The sequence below is a fragment of the Pantoea sp. X85 genome (genome assembly GCF_029623675.1).
Taxonomy (GTDB): domain Bacteria; phylum Pseudomonadota; class Gammaproteobacteria; order Enterobacterales; family Enterobacteriaceae; genus Pantoea; species Pantoea leporis.
In genome coordinates, this window is the sequence record NZ_CP121109.1 from 547,515 (window position 1) to 568,080 (window position 20,566).

The 20,566-nt window shown below is 52.5% G+C and carries 16 protein-coding genes; 6 read left to right on the forward strand and 10 right to left on the reverse strand.

The genetic code is table 11. From position 1 onward, the window contains the following. Positions 1–66: 66 nt before the first annotated feature. From P6287_RS22130 to P6287_RS22145, 4 genes are all read right to left on the reverse strand, one after another. Entirely contained in the window at positions 67–2,559 is a 2,493-nt protein-coding gene (locus tag P6287_RS22130; RefSeq protein WP_277975045.1) for a fimbria/pilus outer membrane usher protein, read from the reverse strand. A 43-nt stretch (positions 2,560–2,602) separates the two neighbouring features. After that, positions 2,603–3,280 (reverse strand): molecular chaperone, encoded by a 678-nt coding sequence (locus P6287_RS22135; RefSeq protein WP_192413142.1) that lies wholly within the window; start codon positions 3,278–3,280, stop codon positions 2,603–2,605. 60 nt (positions 3,281–3,340) lie between these two features. Next, positions 3,341–3,895 carry a fimbrial protein gene (locus P6287_RS22140; RefSeq protein WP_110866798.1) on the reverse strand — a complete coding sequence of 185 codons (555 nt, stop codon included), beginning with the start codon at positions 3,893–3,895 and terminating at the stop codon, positions 3,341–3,343. Positions 3,896–4,012: 117 nt separating this feature from the next. Then, positions 4,013–4,594 (reverse strand): hypothetical protein, encoded by a 582-nt coding sequence (locus P6287_RS22145; protein ID WP_192234689.1) that lies wholly within the window; start codon positions 4,592–4,594, stop codon positions 4,013–4,015. Between the two features lie 1,344 nt (positions 4,595–5,938). On the opposite strand from P6287_RS22145, the gene P6287_RS22150 reads away from it, so the two are divergent. The 3 genes from P6287_RS22150 (at position 5,939) to P6287_RS22160 (ending at position 11,102) form a co-directional block, all read left to right on the forward strand. Next, positions 5,939–7,639: an ATP-binding cassette domain-containing protein gene (locus tag P6287_RS22150; protein ID WP_277975046.1), complete on the forward strand. Its 1,701-nt coding sequence runs from the start codon at positions 5,939–5,941 to the stop codon at positions 7,637–7,639. Between the two features lie 353 nt (positions 7,640–7,992). Beyond that, entirely contained in the window at positions 7,993–9,168 is a 1,176-nt protein-coding gene (locus P6287_RS22155) for an efflux RND transporter periplasmic adaptor subunit (RefSeq protein WP_110866794.1), read from the forward strand. Continuing rightward, a complete protein-coding gene (locus tag P6287_RS22160) occupies positions 9,165–11,102 on the forward strand; it encodes a MacB family efflux pump subunit (RefSeq protein WP_277975047.1) in 1,938 nt (645 codons plus the stop codon). Before P6287_RS22155 ends, P6287_RS22160 begins: the two co-directional genes overlap by 4 nt. A 119-nt stretch (positions 11,103–11,221) precedes the next feature. Here the strand turns inward: P6287_RS22160 and P6287_RS22165 are convergent, their stop codons facing one another. After that, on the reverse strand, positions 11,222–12,049 hold the full coding sequence (locus tag P6287_RS22165) for a MurR/RpiR family transcriptional regulator (protein WP_277975048.1): 828 nt from the start codon (positions 12,047–12,049) through the stop codon (positions 11,222–11,224). A gap of 151 nt (positions 12,050–12,200) precedes the next feature. Between P6287_RS22165 and P6287_RS22170 the strand changes: the two genes are divergently transcribed. Both P6287_RS22170 and P6287_RS22175 read left to right on the forward strand, forming a co-directional pair. Further along, on the forward strand, positions 12,201–13,760 hold the full coding sequence (locus tag P6287_RS22170; RefSeq protein WP_277975049.1) for a PTS transporter subunit EIIC: 1,560 nt from the start codon (positions 12,201–12,203) through the stop codon (positions 13,758–13,760). Then, on the forward strand, positions 13,757–14,446 hold the full coding sequence (locus tag P6287_RS22175) for an N-acetylmannosamine-6-phosphate 2-epimerase (protein ID WP_277975050.1): 690 nt from the start codon (positions 13,757–13,759) through the stop codon (positions 14,444–14,446). The genes P6287_RS22170 and P6287_RS22175 overlap by 4 nt, the downstream gene beginning before the upstream one ends. A gap of 202 nt (positions 14,447–14,648) precedes the next feature. Here P6287_RS22175 and P6287_RS22180 read toward each other — a convergent pair whose 3' ends face one another. The 5 genes from P6287_RS22180 to P6287_RS22200 all read right to left on the reverse strand — a co-directional run bounded on the left by P6287_RS22180 (position 14,649) and on the right by P6287_RS22200 (position 17,948). Further along, complete coding sequence (locus P6287_RS22180) at positions 14,649–14,960, reverse strand: cupin domain-containing protein (protein WP_277975051.1); 312 nt, start codon at positions 14,958–14,960, stop codon at positions 14,649–14,651. 142 nt (positions 14,961–15,102) lie between these two features. Next, positions 15,103–15,318: a YdgH/BhsA/McbA-like domain containing protein gene (locus tag P6287_RS22185; RefSeq protein ID WP_277975052.1), complete on the reverse strand. Its 216-nt coding sequence runs from the start codon at positions 15,316–15,318 to the stop codon at positions 15,103–15,105. A gap of 194 nt (positions 15,319–15,512) precedes the next feature. Then, on the reverse strand, positions 15,513–15,728 hold the full coding sequence (locus P6287_RS22190) for a YdgH/BhsA/McbA-like domain containing protein (protein WP_007890154.1): 216 nt from the start codon (positions 15,726–15,728) through the stop codon (positions 15,513–15,515). Positions 15,729–15,849: 121 nt separating this feature from the next. After that, complete coding sequence (locus P6287_RS22195) at positions 15,850–16,743, reverse strand: dihydrodipicolinate synthase family protein (protein ID WP_277975053.1); 894 nt, start codon at positions 16,741–16,743, stop codon at positions 15,850–15,852. Positions 16,744–16,859: 116 nt separating this feature from the next. Next, entirely contained in the window at positions 16,860–17,948 is a 1,089-nt protein-coding gene (locus P6287_RS22200) for a YncE family protein (RefSeq protein WP_277975054.1), read from the reverse strand. 452 nt (positions 17,949–18,400) lie between these two features. On the opposite strand from P6287_RS22200, the gene fhuE reads away from it, so the two are divergent. Continuing rightward, on the forward strand, positions 18,401–20,554 hold the full coding sequence (gene fhuE / locus P6287_RS22205; protein WP_277975055.1) for a ferric-rhodotorulic acid/ferric-coprogen receptor FhuE: 2,154 nt from the start codon (positions 18,401–18,403) through the stop codon (positions 20,552–20,554). The last annotated feature ends 12 nt before the right edge of the window (positions 20,555–20,566 follow it).

Consider the following 20,566-nt stretch of genomic DNA (forward strand, 5'->3'; position numbering starts at 1 on the left):
CTTCATTTAAGCAAGGCGCAGGCCTTCTCTCGCAAGTTAATAATGCGAATCAAGGCAATGAGAAATTTAGCGACATACTGCAGTAGTACGGTGGATTTTACCCGGTAACGCGTTTAGGGTTATTTTGGCGCGGCAGGTTTTCGCTCCCCACTGTACCGTAATGCCGTCACCGTCATTCAGGCCGCTCATATAAACCTCACCATCACTCCCCACAATGCTCATCGCATCGCTTTCGTTGAGCTTTGCCGTCGCGCCAAATGGCACAGGCGAATTCTGATACATCAGCGTTATTAGGGCGCGCCGCCCCGTTCGCGTATTGAACGTAGCGCGCACCACCGCGCCGCGCGTAGGCACAACGTTGACCACCGACTCGGCCACATCCACGTCTGCCCCCAGCGAACCGGTGTCTAATGCAATACGGTTTTCCTGATAGGCACTGGCGTAAGGCACCACGGCGTATCCGCGCGAGTCCGTTTTAACGCCGGGGTTATTGCGCACCCTCACGCCGGATGCGCCCTGTGCCTCCAGTAGCACTACGGTATCTCCTAACGGCTGAGAGAACGTCACGCCATGCTCATGGCCGATAATCCCCCCCTGTAGGCCGAAATTAAGCTGACTGTTCTGTCGGCTTTGGTTGTAGCCCGCGCTCACGGTGCCGTGGCCGCCCTTGTAGGTTCCACTCAGTGAGCTTCTCGATTCACCGCCCGACGAGGTATAGCCCTGCTGGACCATGTAGCTCAGGTTATTATCGTCGAGCGCGGTGCCGCTCAGCCCCACCTGGTGCGTTTCAGGACCGTTTTTTTGCATATTCACGCTGTAGCTGGCCCAGCTTTGCGATAGCCATTTGCTCAGAGGAACCTGCAGGCTAAAGGCTATAATCTGGTCCTTACGGTCTTTGCCTGGCGTTTCGCTATAGGTGTAGCCAAGTGAATAATTGATATCGCTGATACTGGTGTTAAAGCCGGTACTGACGTTGCGTTCATAGCCCCGTTTACTCCAATAGTCCTGCTGGTAAGCCGCAATATAAAAATTTCCCCAACTTTGCAGCGACTGACTAAGGTTGAGCTGCAGTCGGCTTCGCTTGTTGTAGCGCTGGCTGCTGAATTCATTCACCTCCTGAAAGGTATAAAACCCTTCCGTGGAGTAGCGATAGCTGGCGAGCGTCACGGTGGTATCGGTCGCGGCCACCGTTTTTGAATATTGCACACGATACGACTGTCCCCGGCTGCGCCGGTTTTTCTCATCAACGAGTTGGCTCTCGGCAGCGGTGATGTCTGCCGAGAGCGAACCTATATCGCCAAAGCTAAGGCCGGTACCGAATACACCTGACGCATAGTTGCTTGCCCCCAGGACGCCGCCGTACAACGTGAGATTATTGTTGAGGCCATAGGCGAGCGTGCCCAGGCCGAATGAAGGCGTTAGCGCGCCATGCTTCGTGGTTCGGTATTCACCTACGCTCAGCGCATACTTTATGCGCCCTTCCCGCAGCATGACGGGAACCGCTGAGAAAGGCTGCACGAAATGCTGGACGCTGCCGTCGGCTTCGGTGACGACAATTTCCAGATCGCCGCTCGCCGATGTGGGATAGAGATCGCGAATTTCAAAGCTGCCGGGCGCCACGTAGGTTTGATAAACCGTGTAACCGTTTTGCTTCACTGTAACCGTGGCGTTGGTGCGAGCGATCCCTCGAATGATGGGGGCGAAACCGCGCATGCTCTCCGGCAGCATGGTGTCATCGGAAAAAATCTGCGTGCCGCGAAACATCACGCTGTCAAACACGTCACCTGGCGTGCTGGTTTCACCCACCTGAAACTGCCCTCTCAAAAACTGGACGTCGCGGCTCAGGGTGGTATTCAGCGACGAAAACGACTGCTTTCCGTTGTTCTTCGTCGCGGTGCTGTAGTTACGCAGGCGCCATGGCCCCACGTTAATACCGCTTTGCAGGTTGGTGTAAAACTGCTCCTGCGTCTCACCGTATCGGCTCCAGTTGCGCGAGCCATTGATACTGTAATTTACCAGCAGTGCAGAAATGCCTTGATCCCAGAGCGAAGGGTCAACAGTGCCGCGCGCCCGCGTATTAAGCGCAGATTGAGGGATTGAGATATCCAGTCTCTGCTTGTCAAAATCCAGCCGGGTGGTGGCATCCGGTATAAATGCACCGGGATCAGTAATAATAACTTCAGCCGGCAGCATGGCTAATTCAGGAAATGCCTTAACCCTGACACCAAATGATTCCAGCACTCTACGATTAAGCTCGGGCGCCAGCCCAAACCCTTTCACAGGGACAAAAGAGACATTTTCCGTCCGGATATAATTTTCATTAAGCCATATTTCCACCCTATAGGTGCCGGGTAACTGCTCTCCCCGCTCGAAGCGGCTCAGATCAATGTCCTGGGATGTTGAGTGTGTTTTTTCAAGTGCATCGGCCATGAAATAAACATCGTCTGCGGCTGCGGGAAAAATGCCCGACAATAAAAATGCTATCGTCGAGAGTCGACATACGCAGTTAGACCCCGATCCATAGAAAATTGCATTTTGAGAAAAAGAAACAGTATTCACCTTGCTTACCTGCGCGAGTAACTTAGCGTATTGTTAATATTCTTCACTTCAGCACTTGGCGTTTTTCTGTCGTTACTCCACCAAAGTCATTTATGGCTTTCCAGGTAACCTGCTTTCCAATGCCGGCCACCGTTTCAGAACTAAAAGGTGATATCATTGGTGGCTGAGAAATAGACTTATCACCAACCTTTAATGAATAAAGAGAAACGTAGAACGGCGTAGGATTGATAATCAGCAGGTGTTCACCACGTGGCTCAAACTTTAATTTCTCCCATGCCTCACCTGCTAATTCTGACGCCAGTAATGCTGGCCGGTAGAAAAGCTTCATGCGCGTCTTAACGGCAATGAGCAACCGATTCTCATCTGACCGGGTCATTGAAGGGATAGACTTAACGTTAAGCCAAAAAACTGATTCGCGATTTTCAGGTAGCTTCTTTTCGCCGGTATAAATGATCCGCAGCGTATTTTCATGGCCAGCATCAAGACGAAAAAGCGGCGGCGTGACGATAAAAGGAACCTGCCCCTCTGAATTTTCACTTAACTCAACCCATGACTGAATTAAATAGGGAACACCATCCTGAGTGTTACTCACAGGGAGTGAGGCTTCGTTTTCAGATGCATTATAAATTAATCGCGTTCCCCCGACGGTTATGCTGGCCTGACACGTTAAAGAGATTATGCAGGCGCCTGATAATAATATCGTTCGAATTAGTTGATTCATTATAAATTTCCGACATTTCAGCAATAGGCAATAGGGCGCACCTCAGGTACGCCCGGCGTATTACTGGTAGGTAATGGTAAAATCTGACGTTGCGTTTGCTGTTCCCGCAACAACGGCGGCCTGGGTCGCCTTATATTTCGCTACGAAGGTCATTTTATTGCTGTTGGAGGGCTCTTCGCCTGCGCTGGTGTCAAGAGTGATGCTCTTAGATTGTGTAGCAAGCGGAATCGCAGTGATGCCATCCTCCTCATAAAACGCGATACCAACGCCTTTCGCCGTTTGACCGCTGTTCAGCGCAAGAATATTGGTGTCGGAGCTATCCGCATTACCATCAAACTTAATGGAAGCAGAGGTAACCGCAGCAGGGCAATTGTTCAACACAATGCTAAAGCGGGTTGCGGCAGCAACGGCTCCGGCCGCGTTAAACGAGCTTTTCGGTATTTTGCCGAGGTTGACGGTCTGATTAGCCGTATTAGTATCGATCGTACAGGCAGAATCCAGAATGGTGCCAGTAAAGTTGATTTTTCCATCTGCTGCGCTGGCGGAAAAAGTTATTCCAGAAACGGCTGCGGCCGCAACTAAATTTCGAAATAGATTACTTAACTTCATTTGCATAGCTATTTATCCTCAGGATTAAAGGTACCTGCGCAAAAGAAACTTTTGCGCAGTAAGGGCGGAACAGTGCCGCTAAATTAAAGTTTTTATTCAAGGCATTAATTGGGCGTTATTTATCTATGAGCACCTCGGGCTCTGCGATGATAAAAGTAAAATAAGCTGCTTCATCTCCAGACCGCTGCCTAACGCCAGACGATTTCGCAAATAGTAATTCTTATTAACTTCGCATTTATTTCTAATTCGATACTGGCGCGTTGATTTATCATAAACCTTCAGGAGAAAGTTCAAATGTTCATTCGACAGTCGCGTCGATAGCCTCTGATACAACACGTCTTTTAATACGCATGAACTTTCCGCCGCCCGGAATTTAGAGGCGCGCTCGCACAATTGCTTAAGATCTTTAAGCGAGGTGACAAGTCGGAATGATTTTAAGAAAACGTTATCTGCATTTTCTTCTGGTGCAATAAAATAGGTTAGCGATAATAATCCCCTTTCCTCAAGCCGATAATAGATCCACCGAATGTTTTCGCTACTTTCTCCTATTGTATCGATAAGAATGTAGGACTTACTCAGGACGGTCGCACTTACTAAAAATTCCAACCGGCTATCGAAATAAAATACTTTTCCATTGGCTAAGGTTAATGAAGTAACTGCCTGCTCTATGGCAAAATTTCGTGAAAAAACCAATAGCGCTGTCAAAATTTATTCCTTATAAATTTATCATCGTCATTGTGAAGAAGGTCTGAAAACATATATGCGTTCTAAAGAATCGCAGTCGATTTTGTACGCTTTCCCATACATTCTTATAAAAGGGTATCGTTCAAATCCCACGCTATTAAACGCGTGCTGGATTTTCTTCATCATGGACAATAAATAGGATTTCGAGCACCGCAGTCCATAATCTTCAAAAACGTGTACGATGATGTCATTATCGAAGACAATGTCGTTATCCATCCCCGCAAGGAGATATTCGAACAGTCTCGCTTTCGTCTTACCGAATCTTTTAATACGTCCATTCTTGGTATTGATAAGCGTTCTTGTTAAAAGCCGATACTCAAGATGATTGAAAATCGTGTATCCATACAGAAGCTCGTCAGAGACACAAGGCACAAAGACTCCTTAGAAGTTTATCGTTCCCATTTCCATGTCGGCGCCTTCTCCATTCGAAAGGTTTTGGTGTTCATCTGATGCAATGAAATGTTATTAAAATGGAGAAAATGTGACAATGGGACTAATTTATTAAAGCAAAAAACCACTTATTACATAAAAATCAGCATAAAAATTCATATATTGTTATTTTATAAGTTTAAAACCCTGGATGTTTATTTTTTGTTTCTATCTATCGCGTTATAAAACAAAAAATTCACAAAAATATATTTAGCTAAAATTCACTTTAAAATAGCAAATATATCTGCAAAACATAAATATCACTTTACAATCAATTATTTAAAAAGATAACGCAGTCCAGCTAAACCTAGCCTTAATAAGGATATTTTAGGATTTTTCGTGGCGTTAATTACGAATTTTCGGGACAAAAACTGACAAGCACTGAATTTCCTTTACATTTAGGGCAGTTCGGCACTCATAAAAAGCAAAAAACGCATCTAAGCAATAAGCTGAATAGAATCATTTCTTCGCTCAATGTTCTTAATTCAAATTAACAACGGTAGCCGCTGCGTCCTATATGTAAGAAAGTCTTCAGCTAATAAGAGGTCGATTTGTCCCGCGCGCCCGATAGGTCATAGCGATCTGTGCCACACTCCCGGTACTTTTCACTGGAAAACAGACATTTCCCTTACTATCATCAGCTCACTTATTCACCCACTGATAACTAAGGAGGATTACTATGCCACTGTGTGAATTGTTTATTTACTCACACTTCTACAGTAATTGGCCGCGTTCAGGCATTTCCGCACTCGTGCTGCGATAATCCGTCCTGAGCGAAGTTAACTGAAAATCTAATCCCTTCCTCCGGCTTACCGGGTTGTCGTCAGCGATTTCTGACGTCGGGCCTTTTTGCGCCTGCAACTTATGAGTAAGCACATGAGCACTTTACTGTCCGCCCACGCTGTCGGTTTCGATAACGCCTTCGGCACGCTATTTCACGATATCCATTTCAGCCTGAAAAAAGGCGATCGCATCGGTTTGCTGGGTGATAACGGCACCGGTAAAAGCACCTTATTGAAAATTCTCAGTGGTGAACTGGAAGCCAGCCACGGCAGCGTTACGCCGGCTAATCACTGTTTACTGGCGCGCATCGAGCAGCATCTGCCAACAGAACTGCACAACGCGTCACTGCTGGATGGCGTGATGGCGCGCTTGCCGGAACAAGCCGATCGCTGGCGCGCCGAAGCGCTGCTGGGCAGCCTGGGTTTCACCGCTGAGCAACAAACGCAAACTGCCGCAACGCTAAGTGGCGGTCAGCATATGCGCCTGCTGCTGGCGCGTGCGCTGATCCTGCAACCGGATCTGCTGCTGCTCGATGAACCCAGCAACCACCTCGATTTGCCGACGCTATTGTGGCTGGAGAATTTCCTCAACGGCTGGAGCGGCAGCTTCGTGCTGGTTTCCCATGACAGCACCCTGCTCGATCGGGTGACTAACTGCAGCTGGATTCTGCGCGATCGCGGTCTGCTATTCTTCCGTCTGCCCTGCAGCGCGGCGCGTCAGGCGCTGATCGAGCAGGATGAGGCTGACACGCAGCGTTATCAGGCCGAGCAGAAAGAGATCGAACGCGTCGAAAAAAGCGCCAAACGTCTGGCGATCTGGGGCCGCACTTACGATAACGAAGGTTTGTCGCGCAAAGCGCAGCAGATGGAGAAACGCGCCAATTGGTTGAAAGAAGCACAAACCACGCTGAGCGAAGGATCGCTATGGCGGCTGCAGCTGCAAGGTGAAGCGCTGGACGCCGATCGCGTGCTGGCATTGCCGCAGATGTCGATTCGGCCAGCCGATGACGCACCTGCACTGTTTTCACTACCAACGCTGCAGGTGAAAAGTGGCGATCGCGTAGCGATCGTTGGCCGCAACGGTTGCGGTAAATCGTCGCTGCTGCGCCATTTGTGGCGTGAATTTCAACAAGCAGATAGCACGCTTTTTCATCCCCGCGCGCGCCTCGGTTATTACGATCAAAGTCTGCATCAATTGCACGATGCGGAAACGCTAAGTGATGCGCTGGCGCATTTTGCGCCGCTCAGCGATGAGCAGCGCAAGATGGCGTTGATCGCTGCGGGTTTTCCGTATCTGCGTCACCAGCAGCTGATTGGATCACTGAGCGGCGGCGAGCGCTCGCGTTTACTCTTTGTGGGGCTGACGCTGGCGCGCTATTCACTGCTGCTGCTCGATGAACCCACTAACCATCTGGATATGGTAGGGAAAGAGGAGCTGGCGGAGGCGCTGAATCAGTTCGAGGGCGCGGTGTTGCTGGTGTCGCACGATCGTCAGTTAATCGCCAACAGCTGCAATCGTTTCTGGCTGATAGAGGACCAGCAACTCAGCCAGTGGCACGATTTTGACGCGGTGACCGAGCGCCTGCGTGCTGAACAGGTGATATCCATGTCTGAGGTTGTTGCACCTGCGGCGACGGAAAACGCGTTGGATGAAGATGCTTTGCTGCTGGCGTTATTAGAGGTGGAAAGCAAACTGGATGAGGATCTGGCGCGTAAGCCGAAGCATCAGAAACCCGCGTTGCAAGCGCAGTGGCGTGAGGAGATCGCGAAGCTGAAAACCCAGCTCGATCTGTAAATCGGTAGTGAACCGGTCGCCATAAATGACGTAATGCCGCTCAGTTAAGCGTCGTATCAAATCACCGCACCTTCCGTAGCGGCGCGATTTATCGCGCAATAAATTGCGCCGCTACAATATGTGCTCTGGGTGATGAGAGGTTTCGTGGCTTAACTGACAAACATTACGTCATAAATGGCGACCCTACGCCCAATCAGTGACTCAGATACGCTGTAAACAACCCAGCCGCCCTTTCTATTCGGAAAACTTTAATCATTTTTCAACCAGCGCGCATTACCCAGATAAATCCGGCGAATTTTCTCCAGTTTGTTCCCTTAAGTGATTATGATTCTCGCTTCATATAAGGGACGCTTATGCTCAATATCTCAAAAAAGTGGCTATTCGCTACGCTCGCTGCCGTCATTCTCCTGCTGTTGATCTGGCATTTCGCCGGTTCACGCCATAAACCTAACGCGGTGGTCACCGCCGAAGTGCGTCAGGGAAATATCGAAAACGTGATTGCTGCCACCGGCAAAATGGATGCGGTTGAACGCGTCAACGTCGGTGCGCAGGTTTCTGGTCAGGTGAAAAAGCTCTATATCAAATCTGGCGATAGCGTCAGCAAAGGCCAGCTAATCGCCGAAATTGACGATCAACCGCAGCGCAGCGATTTGCGTAACGCGCAGGCGGCGCTGAGCGTGGCGCAGGCCGATTTGGAAACCCGCGAAGCCGCGCTGGTGCGACAGCAAGCGCAATATCAGCGCTTGCAGCAGATGATTAAAACCAATGCGATCTCGCGTCAGGATTTTGATACCGCCGAACAAGAGTGGCGCAGTGCACGCGCCGAGCTAACCGCGCAAAAAGCGCGCGTGATTCAGGCGCAGATTGAGGTGGATAAGAAGCAGCTCGATCTCGGTTATACCCGCATCATGGCGCCAATGGACGGCACGGTCATCGCCATCGTCACTAAGCAAGGTCAAACGGTGAACGCGGTACAAACCGCGCCAACCATCGCCAAGCTGGCGCAGCTCGGCACCATGACGATTAAAGTGCAGATCTCCGAAGCCGACATCAACAACGTGCAGCCAGGCCAGCAAGCGTGGTTCACCACCTTCTCCAATCCAGACAAGCGCTACAACGCCACGCTGCGCAGCCTCGAACTGGCGCCGGAATCGGTGATGAAAGATGACGCGCTGATGGGCAACAGCGAAAGCACGCCAGCCAGCAGCACCAACGCCGCAGTCTATTACAACGCGCTGCTGGATGTGCCAAACCCCGACAACGCGCTGCGCATCTCCATGACGGCGCAGGTCAACCTGCTGCGTGATTCCGCCAAAGACGCTTTGCTGGTGCCGGTGCAGGCGACGAAGAAAGACGCGGATGGCAAAACCTACGTGGAAATCCCCGATCAGGATAACCAGCCGGTCAAACGCATCATCACCACTGGCATCACTGACAGCGTTGATATTCAGGTGCTGAGCGGTTTAAAAGTCGGCGAGAAAGTGATCCTTGCTACGCAGACGGCGGGCGCTGACGAGGTGTTGATGTGAATATCATCGAACTGAAAAACATCCAGCGCAGCTATGTTAACGGTTCGCAATCTCTGCATGTGCTGAAAGACATTAACCTGAGCATTGCTAGCGGCGAGCTGGTGGCGATTATCGGGCCGTCCGGTTCGGGTAAATCGACGCTGCTGAATATTCTTGGCTGCCTGGATGCGCCGGATAGCGGCGACTATTTCATTAGTGGCCAAAACACCGCCACGCTGTCGCCGGATGCGCTGGCGAAAGTCCGTCGCGAGCATATCGGCTTTATCTTCCAACGTTATCATCTGATGCCGGATCTCAGCGCCTTGAGCAACGTCGAGATTCCATCGATCTACGCCAATCTGCAGGGCAAAGCAAGGCTGCAGCGCGCGGCGGATCTGCTGGCACGTTTAGGTTTACAGGGCCGCGAACATCACAAACCGGGCGAGCTATCCGGCGGCCAGCAGCAGCGCGTCAGTATCGCGCGCGCGCTGATTAACGGTGCCGAAATTATTCTTGCCGATGAACCGACCGGCGCGCTGGATTCGCATTCCGGCGAAGAGGTGCTGCGCATCCTACACGATCTCAATCGCGAAGGTCACACGGTGATCATCGTCACGCACGACATGAAAGTGGCGCAGCACGCCGATCGCATTATTGAGATTCAGGACGGCGAGATTTTTGCCGACAGCGGCCGCAAACAGGATGCAACCCGCGCGCAATATATCCCCGCCGCGCCTAAAAGCCAGAGCAAGCTGCGCGGCTTGCTCGATCGCTTTCGCGAATCATTGCGCATGGCGCTGAATGCCATGAACGCGCATCGGCTGCGCACCGCGCTGACCATGACCGGGATTATTTTTGGCATCGCGGCGGTGGTCACGGTGGTGGCGCTCGGCCAGGGCGCGCGGCAAAAAACGCTGGAGAGTATTTCCGGGCTCGGCACCAATGTGGTGTCAATTTATGCCGGTGGTGATTTTGTCGAGGATGAAGCGCATCCGGTGCTGACGCTGGTGATGGCCGATGCCGACGTGATTGGGCGTCAGCAGTTTGTCGCGGCGGTCAGCCCGGAAATGATCGCCAATCAGCCGATTCGCTATCTCTCTAACGCGTCCAAAACCTCGGTGTACGGCGTCGGCAAAGCGTATTTCCAGATTCAGGGCATTAAATTGCTGGAAGGCAGCAACTTCAGCGATGAACGCCACGCGCGTCAGGAGATCATTATCGATACCAACACGCGCAACAAACTGTTTGGCGAACACGGGGAAAGCCCAATTGGCAAGATGATCGTGCTCGGTTCGGTGCCGGTGCGCGTGATTGGCGTGGCGGATAATAACGATGGCATGTCGCCCAATCGCCTCAGCGTGTGGCTGCCGTGGAGCACCGTGATGTATCGCATCAGCGGGCAAACCGCGCTAACCAGCATCAGCATTAAGCTGAAGGACGATGTGGTGAGCGGCCCGGCGGTGGAATCGCTGACGCAACTGCTAACCGCGCGTCACGGCAGCAAAGATTTCCTGGTGTTCAACCGCGATAAATACCGCAAAGCGATTGAAGATGCCGCCGCGACGTTAACGCTGTTGATACTGCTGGTCGCCTCAATTGCACTGATGATTGGCAGCATCGGCGTGATGAATATCATGCTGGTGTCGGTAACGGAGCGCACCCATGAAATCGGCGTGCGCATGGCGGTGGGCGCACGGCGCGGCGACATCATGCAGCAGTTTATGATCGAAGCAGTTTTAGTCTGTCTGGTGGGCGGATCGCTCGGCGTCGCGCTGGCGCTGGTGATTGGTCCGATTATCAGCCTGCTGGCGGGCGGCATGATTACGGCGATCTTCTCATGGCAGTCAGCGGGTGCGGCCTTTGCCTGCTCCACCATCATCGGCATGATTTTTGGTTACCTGCCCGCGCGCAAAGCCGCACGCATGGATCCGGTGGCGGCATTGGCAAGCGAATAACTGAAATACCGCTTTAATCTATTAGCACTGTTCCGTAGCGGCGCGATTTATCGCGCTCTTTTGACCTTTTTACTTGTGTAAAAACGCGCAATAAATCGCGCCGCTATGGATTTGCCGTTTTACATCAACATCGGCAAGGTCGCCGTTGCTGTCTGCTGGCTGGCCGCCTGATACCGGGCATCATGCGTCATCAACTCGTTAATCAACACTTCCACCAACATCATTGCACCCACTTTACCGCTCAGCGCGCCAGCGTTGAACGGGCCTTCCGGCCGCGCAGCCACTAACAGCATATCGGCTAAGCTGCCCATCGGGCTGCGCAGCGTGTTGCTCAGCATCAGCACGCGCGCGTTTTGCTTCTTCGCCACCTTGACCACATGCATTACATCTTTAGTCGAGCCGGAAGCGGAGATGGCGATCACCAAATCGCCCTCTCTGAGCGTCGAGGCATTCATCGCCGCACGATGCATATCACCAAACAGCTGCGCCGATTTACCTAAGCGCAACAGGCGATAGTGCAAATACTCACCGGTAATCGCGCTGGCCGCCACGCCGTAGATCTGGATGGTATTAGCCTGATGCAGCGCTTCCACAGCGTTCTGAAGCACCTCGCGGTTAATGAATTTCCCGGTATCGCGCAGCGCCTGCACCGTTTCCTCCACTAGCATGTCGATGCTGTCACCGCTAGCAACGGCCGCGGGCTGATTGTGTTGCACATCCAGCGCCAGCGCCATTTTGAATTCGGTATAGCCTTTACAGCCGAGATGACGACACAGCCGCGTGACGCTCGCTTCGCTGGTGTCGGTCTCACGCGCCAGTTCAGTGATGGTGAGATACAGCACTTTCTGCGGGTCGGTGAGGATGAAATCGCCCAGCTTTTGCAGCGTCGGACTGTAGCCCGGCAAGCCCTGGCGCAGGTGCAGCAAGATGTTTTCGTTGTCCGTCATGGCGGCCTCTTCTTCACGACATTATGGCGCACAGTGTGCAGCAGATTAGGGCATAAGTGAAAGCTATCACAATAATGATGGAAATTTTCATCTTATGAATGAGATTGTGATAATAATTTTCACCACAAAATCACTTCAGGGATAAAAATTTATGTCATCACTGTTCAGCGGTGCCTCTTCAGGGGGTTGGTTTGAAAAAGCCCAGCGGTTTGGTAAGTCGTTCATGTTACCGATCGCCGTGCTACCGGCGGCCGGTTTGCTGCTGGGCATTGGCGGCGCACTTTCCAATCCCAACACCGTCAAAGCCTATCCATTCCTCGATGTCGCCTGGCTGCAAGGCATGTTCACCATCATGGCGAGCGCCGGATCGGTGGTGTTCGCCAACCTCGCGGTGCTATTTGCGGTTGGCGTAGCGGTAGGATTGGCCAAAAGCGACAAGGGCACCGCAGGATTGGCCTCGCTGCTGGCTTATCTTGTAATGAACGCCACCATCAATGCGCTGCTGACGCTGACCGGCGTGCTGGCGCAGGGCAACCTTAGCGCGGTGGGACAAGGCATGGCGCTCGGCATTCAGACGCTGGAAACCGGCGTATTTGGTGGCGTGGTGATCGGGCTGGTGACGGCCATGCTGCATAATCGCTACAACAAAATCGCCCTGCCGCAGTTCCTTGGCTTCTTTGGTGGCTCGCGCTTCGTGCCGATTATCAGCTCCTTGGTCGCCATTGTGGTGGGCGCGGCGATGACCATCGTCTGGCCGCATTTCCAGAAGCTGATTTTTGGCATGGGCGGATTGGTGGATGCCACCGGTTATTTCGGCACCTTTATTTACGGCTTCGTGCTGCGCATGCTCGGCCCGTTCGGCCTGCATCACATCTTCTATCTGCCGTTCTGGACCACCGCACTCGGTGGCAGCGAAGTGATCAACGGACATCTGGTGGAAGGCACGCAGCGCATCTTCTTCGCCCAGCTTGCCGATCCCCACACGCAACAATTCTACATTGGCACCGCGCGCTTTATGTCCGGGCGCTTCATCACCATGATGTTTGGCCTGATCGGCGCGTGTCTGGCGATGTACCACACCGCTAAGCCGGAAAACCGTCAACGCGTGGCCGGATTGCTGCTGTCGGCGGCGCTGACTTCTTTCCTTACCGGCATCACCGAACCGATTGAGTTCTCGTTCCTGTTTGTCGCGCCGATGCTGTATGTCATCCACGCGCTGTTTGATGGGCTGGCGTTTATGATCGCCCACATCCTGCACATCACCATCGGCCAAACCTTCTCGGGCGGCCTGATTGATTTCATTCTGTTCGGCGTATTGCAGGGCGAAGCGAAAACCCATTGGTGGTATGTCCCGCTGGTTGGCGTGCCGTGGTTCCTGCTCTATTACTTTACTTTTCGCTTGCTGATCACCCGCTTCAATTTCAAAACGCCGGGGCGCGAAGACGCCAGCGTTGAAACTGTGCCTATGGTCGCCGGAGAGCGTCCACTGCAGGTGATCGCGGCTTTAGGCGGCAAGCAGAACATCGCCGAACTGGATTGCTGCGCCACCCGTCTGCGCATCACGCTCATCGACAGCAGCAAACTCGATGAAAACGCATTGAAAGCTACCGGCGCACGCGCCGTGATCCAACGTGGCAAAGGCGTGCAGGTGATTTATGGCGCGCACGTCACCATTATCAAAAATGAAGTAGAGGAGTTACTCGCGCTATGAAAGCACCGATGCTGGCCCAGATTCAGGGAAAACTGGTGGTCTCGTGTCAGGCTCTGGAAGATGAGCCGTTACACAGCCCGTTTATTATGTCGCGCATGGCGTTAGCGGCGATGGAAGGCGGTGCGGCGGCGATTCGCGCCAACAGCCTGATCGACGTGCAGCAGATTATGCAAACCGTGGATTTGCCGATTATCGCCATTATTAAGCGCGACTATCCCGGAAGCGATGTGTATATCACCGCGACGCTGCGGGAAGTGGATGAGTTGATGGTGGCGAATCCGGCGATGATTGCGCTGGATGCCACGTTACACACACGTCCCGGCGATTTGCAGCTGCCGGCGTTGGTGGCAGCGATTCGCCAACGCTATCCGCAACTGTTGCTGATGGCGGACATCGCCACGGTGGAAGAAGCGCGTCAGGCGGCACAATTAGGTTTCGATTGTGTCGGCACCACCCTGCACGGCTACACCGCAGAAACGCAAGGCTGCTATTTGGCCGCCGATGATTGCCGCTTCCTGCGTGACGTATTGGCTGCGGTAAAGGTGCCGGTGATTGCCGAGGGGAATGTTGAAACGCCGGAAATGGCGGCGCATTGTCTGGCGCTGGGCGCGCATGCGGTGGTGGTCGGCGGCGCGATTACGCGTCCACAGCAGATAACGCGCCGCTTTGTGAATGCCATCAATTAATTTTTGAGGTGCCCATTAGGCACCTCGCCTAAGGTTATCCACAATCCCCGTGCGTAGAGTCGCCGTTAACCTGTGGATAAAACTCGCCTCGCACCACACCGCGCCCGATGCGCGCAGGCGGTTACTTTTCGCACGATTGTGAATCTCAAACACGCTAACACACTTGATACGTTAGCGTGTTTGGGTGAGTCAGTAGCAGGCGTTAAACCGAATCTTCTTTTTCGATCACTAATACGCGCGCTTCGCCTTGCGGGTGCGCAACATGCTCGGTGCCGATGCTGGCGTAAAAAATGTCGCCGCTATTCAGCAGCACTTTCTTCAGCTCGCCTGCTTCGCGGTAATGCATCTCTATCGCACCATCCAGCACCGCAAACACTTCCTCGCCATCATTGATGTGCCACTTGTAAGGTTGATTGGTCCAGTGCAGACGCACGCTGGTGCCGGCGAAGTTGGCGATGTCTAACGCATCCCAGGCTTTGGCGGGAGAGAATTTTTTGCTGATGTAGGTTTTCATGCGATATCCGTGTGGGGGAGGACTGCGTTGATGATACACACAGCCTGGACGTGCGGCGGGACATGCGCAGGCCATTTACGGACATTCAGATACAACAAAGCCGCCTGGAGGCGGCCTTAACACAACTGCTTGTGCAATTAACTTATTTGTATAACTCGGCAGTCATGTGTACGCGGTTGTTAGTGTTGGCTTCAGTAATTTTGTATTGAGCGCCCTGCTCCTGTGCCTGTGCTGCAATTTTCGCTTCTGCGCCATCCAGAGTAGAAGACTCAACAGATATACTTTGTGCAAAGCTAGCAGCAGAAATCATTGAAAGAGCAGCAACAGCGGCGATAGACAGTGTTTTGATAGTTTTCATGGTCATAATCCTTAGTGGTTTAACGAGAAGGCTGTGTGCCTTCGATGAGAACAATAATAACTCAGGTTATCGTTTCAATATTAACCATTAGTGCGATCACGATAACTTACGTAACTATGCAGTTTCTGCGTTATATCGACAAAAAAGGCCGCCCGTAGGCGACCTGTTCTGGCACATCCGTATGCAACCATCCGTTATTTGTAAAGTTCTGCAGTCATGTGTACGACGTTGCCGTTGCTCGCTTCTAAAATTTTGTACTGCTCACCGTTCTGTTTTGCCTGCGCAGCGATTTTCGCTTCAGCACCATCCAGAGTCAGCGAGGTTGCTGAAACGGTCTGTGCGAAGCTGGCAGCAGACATCAGTGAAAGAGCGGCAGCAGCGGCAATAGTCAGAGTTTTGATAGTTTTCATGGTCGTATTCCTTTGATTGTTTGATTTGAAGGCTATGCGCCTTCGATGGAAACAATGATAACCATTGAAACTATTATCAGATTAACTATTAGTGCGATCACAGTTAATCAACTCATTATCACTACGCCAGCTCGAGCTCCGTGATGACCCTTTTGACTTCTGCCACATCCGCCGCCGACAGCGAACGTAACGGGCGCGGCAGGCAATCGTTCTCTACAAGGCCCAGCGCGCTGGCCGCTGCAGAGATAACGCGGATACTGCCGCCATGTTGGGTAAACAGCGCCCAAAGCGGTTCCAGCCGCTGCGACTGTTCAGCCACCGATGCAAAATCCCCTGCCATCGCAGCATCCGTTAGCGCTTTAGCGGTGCGCGGGAACAGTCCGCCGCACACGGAATACCACACTTCACAACCGGCGTTTAGGCCCACTGCGGCAAAGGCATCACCGCTGACACCAATAGTGACGTCTTCTGGCAATTGAGCGCGCAAAGCGCTGACCCGTTGCGTAGCAGCGGTGATATCGGCAGGCACGCCGGGAATTTTTATCGAGGCGATATACGGCAGCGTGGCAATACGCGCATGCAGCGCATCGGAGAACACAAAGTGGCTGGTGCCTGGATTGTCATAAATACACACCGGCAGCGAAACGTAGCGCGTGACATCCTGATACAGGCCAAACACCTCGTCATCGTTAAGCTTCTGATAGGAAACCGCAGGCAGCAGCAATGCGCTGGCACCGGCCTGTTGCGCATCCTCGGCAAGTCGTAGCACTTCATCGGTGCTCACCGCGCCAATGCTGACCATAACCGGAATCCCCTCCGCATGTTGCACCGCCAGCGTCGTGATGCGCTTGCGCTGTTCGCGCGTGAAATAGGCGTAGCTACCGGTGGATCCCAGCACGCCAAGCGAATCCACTTTTGCTTCAGTGAGCCGCACGAGGAGAGTGAGAAAAGCGTGCTCGTCGATACCCGAAGCATTAAGCGGGGTCAGGGGAAACGCACTCAAACCTTTAAACATAGCCAGCGCCTTATTCATTATTAACAGAGGAAAACAGCCTCACCTGCACTGTTATAAGCCATCAGAAACAAAAATGCCCTCTTACGAGGGCATGGATTATCGCTACAGGTCGGGGATTATTTCAGCGCGATGCGCGCAATCTGATCCTGGCCTTTGGTTGAGGAGTCTTTGTTGAACTCCGCTTTCAACGTGACATACAGCGTGTTGTTGTCCGGGCCAATCAGCAGGCTGTTTGGATTGTTATCAAACGACCAGCTGTTTTTCACCGCGTAAGTGGTGGCATCCAGCTGCAGCACTTTCTTCGATTCGCGCTGGCTGATGTAGATTTCATTACGCTTAGCGTTGAATTTAATCGCCAGCGCATCACCTTCAATAAGCTTGATCACTTTCCCAGTGCGCTCATCAAACACCAGCGTGGCTTTGCCTTTTGAGTCATCGGTTACGAACAGGCGGCCGGTAGCCGGATCTTCCGCCATGTTCAGGAACAGATACTCTTTACCGTCGCCGGCGGTCCAGCGCTTCTCAATTTTGTGGGTGCGTGGATTGATCACCAGAATCTCGCCCGCGCCGTTGGTCGCGTAAATGCGCTCAGTCAGCGGGGAATAGATGATGCCGGTTACCCATTTGCCTGCATTCTTTATGGTGGCTTTCAGCTTGAAGGTTTTCTCATCAACCACCGAGATGTAACCCGGATCGGCTACGCGACCGACATACAGCTCGTTGCCGTGCCACAGCACTTCACGCGCGCCCGCCGGATAACCTTCTTTATCTTTCTTACCTGGGAAGACTAAACGTTCCAGCACTTTGCCGCTCTGCGCATCCACTTTAGAGATAGCGCCATCCAGCGAGTTGGTGGTGTAGAACACGTTGCCCGCTTCATCGATCGCCGTACCAAAGTTTTTCAAATCGGTATGCGTAACGCCTTTGGTTTCCAGTGTGGTTGGGTCGAGACGATAAATTACACCACCGTTAACGTCTTTAAAGCTCTGCGCGCTGGCAACGTATAACGCTTTCGCAGCAGGGGAATACGCCATTTCATACAGGCCATCGCCCAGCGTGCGCTGGGTCAAAGAAGTATCAACTGGCTTGGCAACGGCGGCTGGCGCTTCGGCTTTTTTCGCCGGAGCCTGGCAAGCGGTCAGGCTGAATGCAGCGACGATCGCTGCCGCTACGGCGGCTTTGCGCGGGCTAAATAACGATTTCATGCTCAACTCCATCAATGGATGAACGGCTCCGTTACGCGTGTACGCATACGGAAAACTCAAGAAGAATGAGAATCATACGCATTAGCATGAACTTAGCAACTTTCTCGACGATCTTCCTTACGTTGCCGTAGATCGATTCCAGCATGCCGCACACCTTTCTTTACTAAAAACCTCCAAATATCGCCTGAAAAAATAGGAAAACGTGAGCAATTAACAGGTTATTTTCACCCGTAAATCGTTGATTCATAACTTACTTACACATTATTACAATTACAGTTGCAACCTTCCGCAGATTCTTTAAAGCAAATGATTATCATTGGCTTTCTCAATAAATACGCAGTGGCGGTTTGCGTACCTGCTCTTCTGCCCATTTGGGCGAATGAGTTACGACGTAAACGATAAAAAACGAAGCAAAACAGCTTCCTATAACACGCGTTTCAACAGGAAACTTTATGTCTGGCATCAGGAAAACCTTTAACGTCTCACTGCTGGCGGTGACGATTCATGCCCTACTTACGCCAAGCCTGGCGCAGGCAGCAAGCGATTCGCAGCAGGATTTGGTGGTCGATGCATCCGCAAGAGGCGACAGCGATAACAATGAAAAGCAGGATTACGCGGTAAAAACCACGCGAGCGGGCACTAAGCTGTTGCTGACGCCACGCGATGTACCGCAGTCAATGAGCGTGGTAACGCAACAGCGCATGCAGGATCAGAACCTGCAATCGGTGAACGATGTGCTGACCAACGCCACCGGCATCTCGACCAATCTGATCGACAGTGAATGCTCGGAATACTATTCGCGCGGCTTTAAAGTCACCAACTTCTCGTTCGATGGCATCCCAACATCAGTTAATGACAACTGGAACTACGGTGATGCCGCTTCTGATACCGCCATTTACGATCGTATTGAGATCGTACGCGGCGCCACCGGATTGATGACCGGCGCGGGCAGCCCGTCAGCCTCGATCAACATGGTACGTAAACACGCCGACAGTAAAACCTTTACCGGTACGGTCAGCGCCAGCTACGGTAGCTGGAACAAACAGCGTTATGTTGCGGATCTCTCAGCACCGCTAAACCAGGATGGCAGCCTGCGCGGCCGCGTGGTAACCGGTTACAGCGATGAAGACAGCTGGCTCGATCGCTACCACAAAACCAAAAAATTCCTCTACGGCGTGATTGATGCCGACATCACTGAGCACACCACGCTGTCGCTGGGCTACGACTACGAAGATGCTAACACCGGCAATCCAACGTGGGGCGGCTTGCCGATGTTCTACAGCAACAACGCCACCACGCATTACGATCGCAGCCTCAACTCCGCCGCCAACTGGGCGCGCTACAACACTAATTCGCGCAAAATATTCGCCGACATCGATCATAACTTCGATAACGGCTGGAACATCCACGTCAACGGCACGCACGCCGAGAACACCTTCAACGATAAACTGCTGTATGTGATGGGCAGCGCCGATCAGGACAGCGGCGAAGGCACCACCGGCTATGGCAGCATGGATCGCGGTAAACGTCAGATGGATTCGTTCGACGGCTACGCCAGCGGTCCGTTTGAGCTGTTAGGTCGTCAGCATCAGTTAATGGCGGGCGTGAGCTACAGCCGCCAGCACAACGCCACTTACAGCCAGGATGGCGTTACCGATCTGGAAAACTACAACATCGCCTCAAACGATATGGGCATTTTCAATAACAGCTGGAACGGCAACATTGCCGAGCCGCAGTGGCAAGGTTGGTATCAGAATGCCGACGATATCATTCGCCAGAAATCGGCTTATACCGCCGCGCGCTTCTCGCTGGCCGATCCGCTGTCGCTGATTATTGGGGCGCGTTATACGCAGTGGAGCACCAACGGCAGCAGCGGTGATATGACGAACAATAACACCACGCCTTACGCTGGTTTGGTGTACGACATCAACGATGCCTGGTCGGCGTACGGCAGCTATACCTCGATCTTCCTGCCGCAAACCGATCGCGACATCAACGGTAAATACCTGTCGCCGGTTACCGGTAAAAGCTATGAAACCGGCCTGAAGTCCGCCTGGTATGATGGTCGATTAACCGCGACGGTGGCGGTATTCCGTATTGAGCAGGACAACGTGGGGCAGGCGATTAATGGCGTCTATCTGAGCGGCAACGAACAGGCTTATGCGCCCGCCAAAGGTGCGGTCAGCAAAGGTGCGGAGTTTGAGCTAAATGGTGCGCTAACGGATAATCTGCAGCTGACGTTCGGCGCCACACGCTACGTGGCGCGGGATAAAGAGGGACGTTTCAACAGCTATCAGCCGCAAACTTCCTTTAAGCTGTTTACCCGTTATCAGCTGCCGATGTTGCCGGATCTCACGGTTGGCGGCGGCATCAACTGGCAGAACCGCGTGTTTGAAGATGCCACCAATGCCAGCGGCGATAGCGTGCGTGTTTATCAGGGCAGCATTCCGCTGGCTTCGCTGTTTGCGCGCTATCAGGTGACTAAGCAGGTGGCGGTGCAGGCGAACGTCGATAACCTGTTTGACCGCGAATATTACAGCTACATGAACAGCTACGTTTATGGCGCACCGCGCAGTGTTTCGATGAGCGTTTCGTATCAATTTTAAATAAAGGCTAAA

Bases quoted from the DNA above. Each gene is read 5' to 3' on its own strand.
- P6287_RS22135 (WP_192413142.1), bottom strand. From the start codon at position 3,280: ATGAATCAACTAATTCGAACGATATTATTATCAGGCGCCTGCATAATC.
- P6287_RS22140 (WP_110866798.1), bottom strand. From the start codon at position 3,895: ATGCAAATGAAGTTAAGTAATCTATTTCGAAATTTAGTTGCGGCCGCA.
- P6287_RS22150 (WP_277975046.1), top strand. From the start codon at position 5,939: ATGAGCACTTTACTGTCCGCCCACGCTGTCGGTTTCGATAACGCCTTC.
- P6287_RS22155 (WP_110866794.1), top strand. From the start codon at position 7,993: ATGCTCAATATCTCAAAAAAGTGGCTATTCGCTACGCTCGCTGCCGTC.
- P6287_RS22165 (WP_277975048.1), bottom strand. From the start codon at position 12,049: ATGACGGACAACGAAAACATCTTGCTGCACCTGCGCCAGGGCTTGCCG.
- P6287_RS22170 (WP_277975049.1), top strand. From the start codon at position 12,201: ATGTCATCACTGTTCAGCGGTGCCTCTTCAGGGGGTTGGTTTGAAAAA.
- P6287_RS22175 (WP_277975050.1), top strand. From the start codon at position 13,757: ATGAAAGCACCGATGCTGGCCCAGATTCAGGGAAAACTGGTGGTCTCG.
- P6287_RS22180 (WP_277975051.1), bottom strand. From the start codon at position 14,960: ATGAAAACCTACATCAGCAAAAAATTCTCTCCCGCCAAAGCCTGGGAT.
- P6287_RS22185 (WP_277975052.1), bottom strand. From the start codon at position 15,318: ATGAAAACTATCAAAACACTGTCTATCGCCGCTGTTGCTGCTCTTTCA.
- P6287_RS22190 (WP_007890154.1), bottom strand. From the start codon at position 15,728: ATGAAAACTATCAAAACTCTGACTATTGCCGCTGCTGCCGCTCTTTCA.
- P6287_RS22195 (WP_277975053.1), bottom strand. From the start codon at position 16,743: ATGTTTAAAGGTTTGAGTGCGTTTCCCCTGACCCCGCTTAATGCTTCG.
- P6287_RS22200 (WP_277975054.1), bottom strand. From the start codon at position 17,948: ATGAAATCGTTATTTAGCCCGCGCAAAGCCGCCGTAGCGGCAGCGATC.
- fhuE (WP_277975055.1), top strand. From the start codon at position 18,401: ATGTCTGGCATCAGGAAAACCTTTAACGTCTCACTGCTGGCGGTGACG.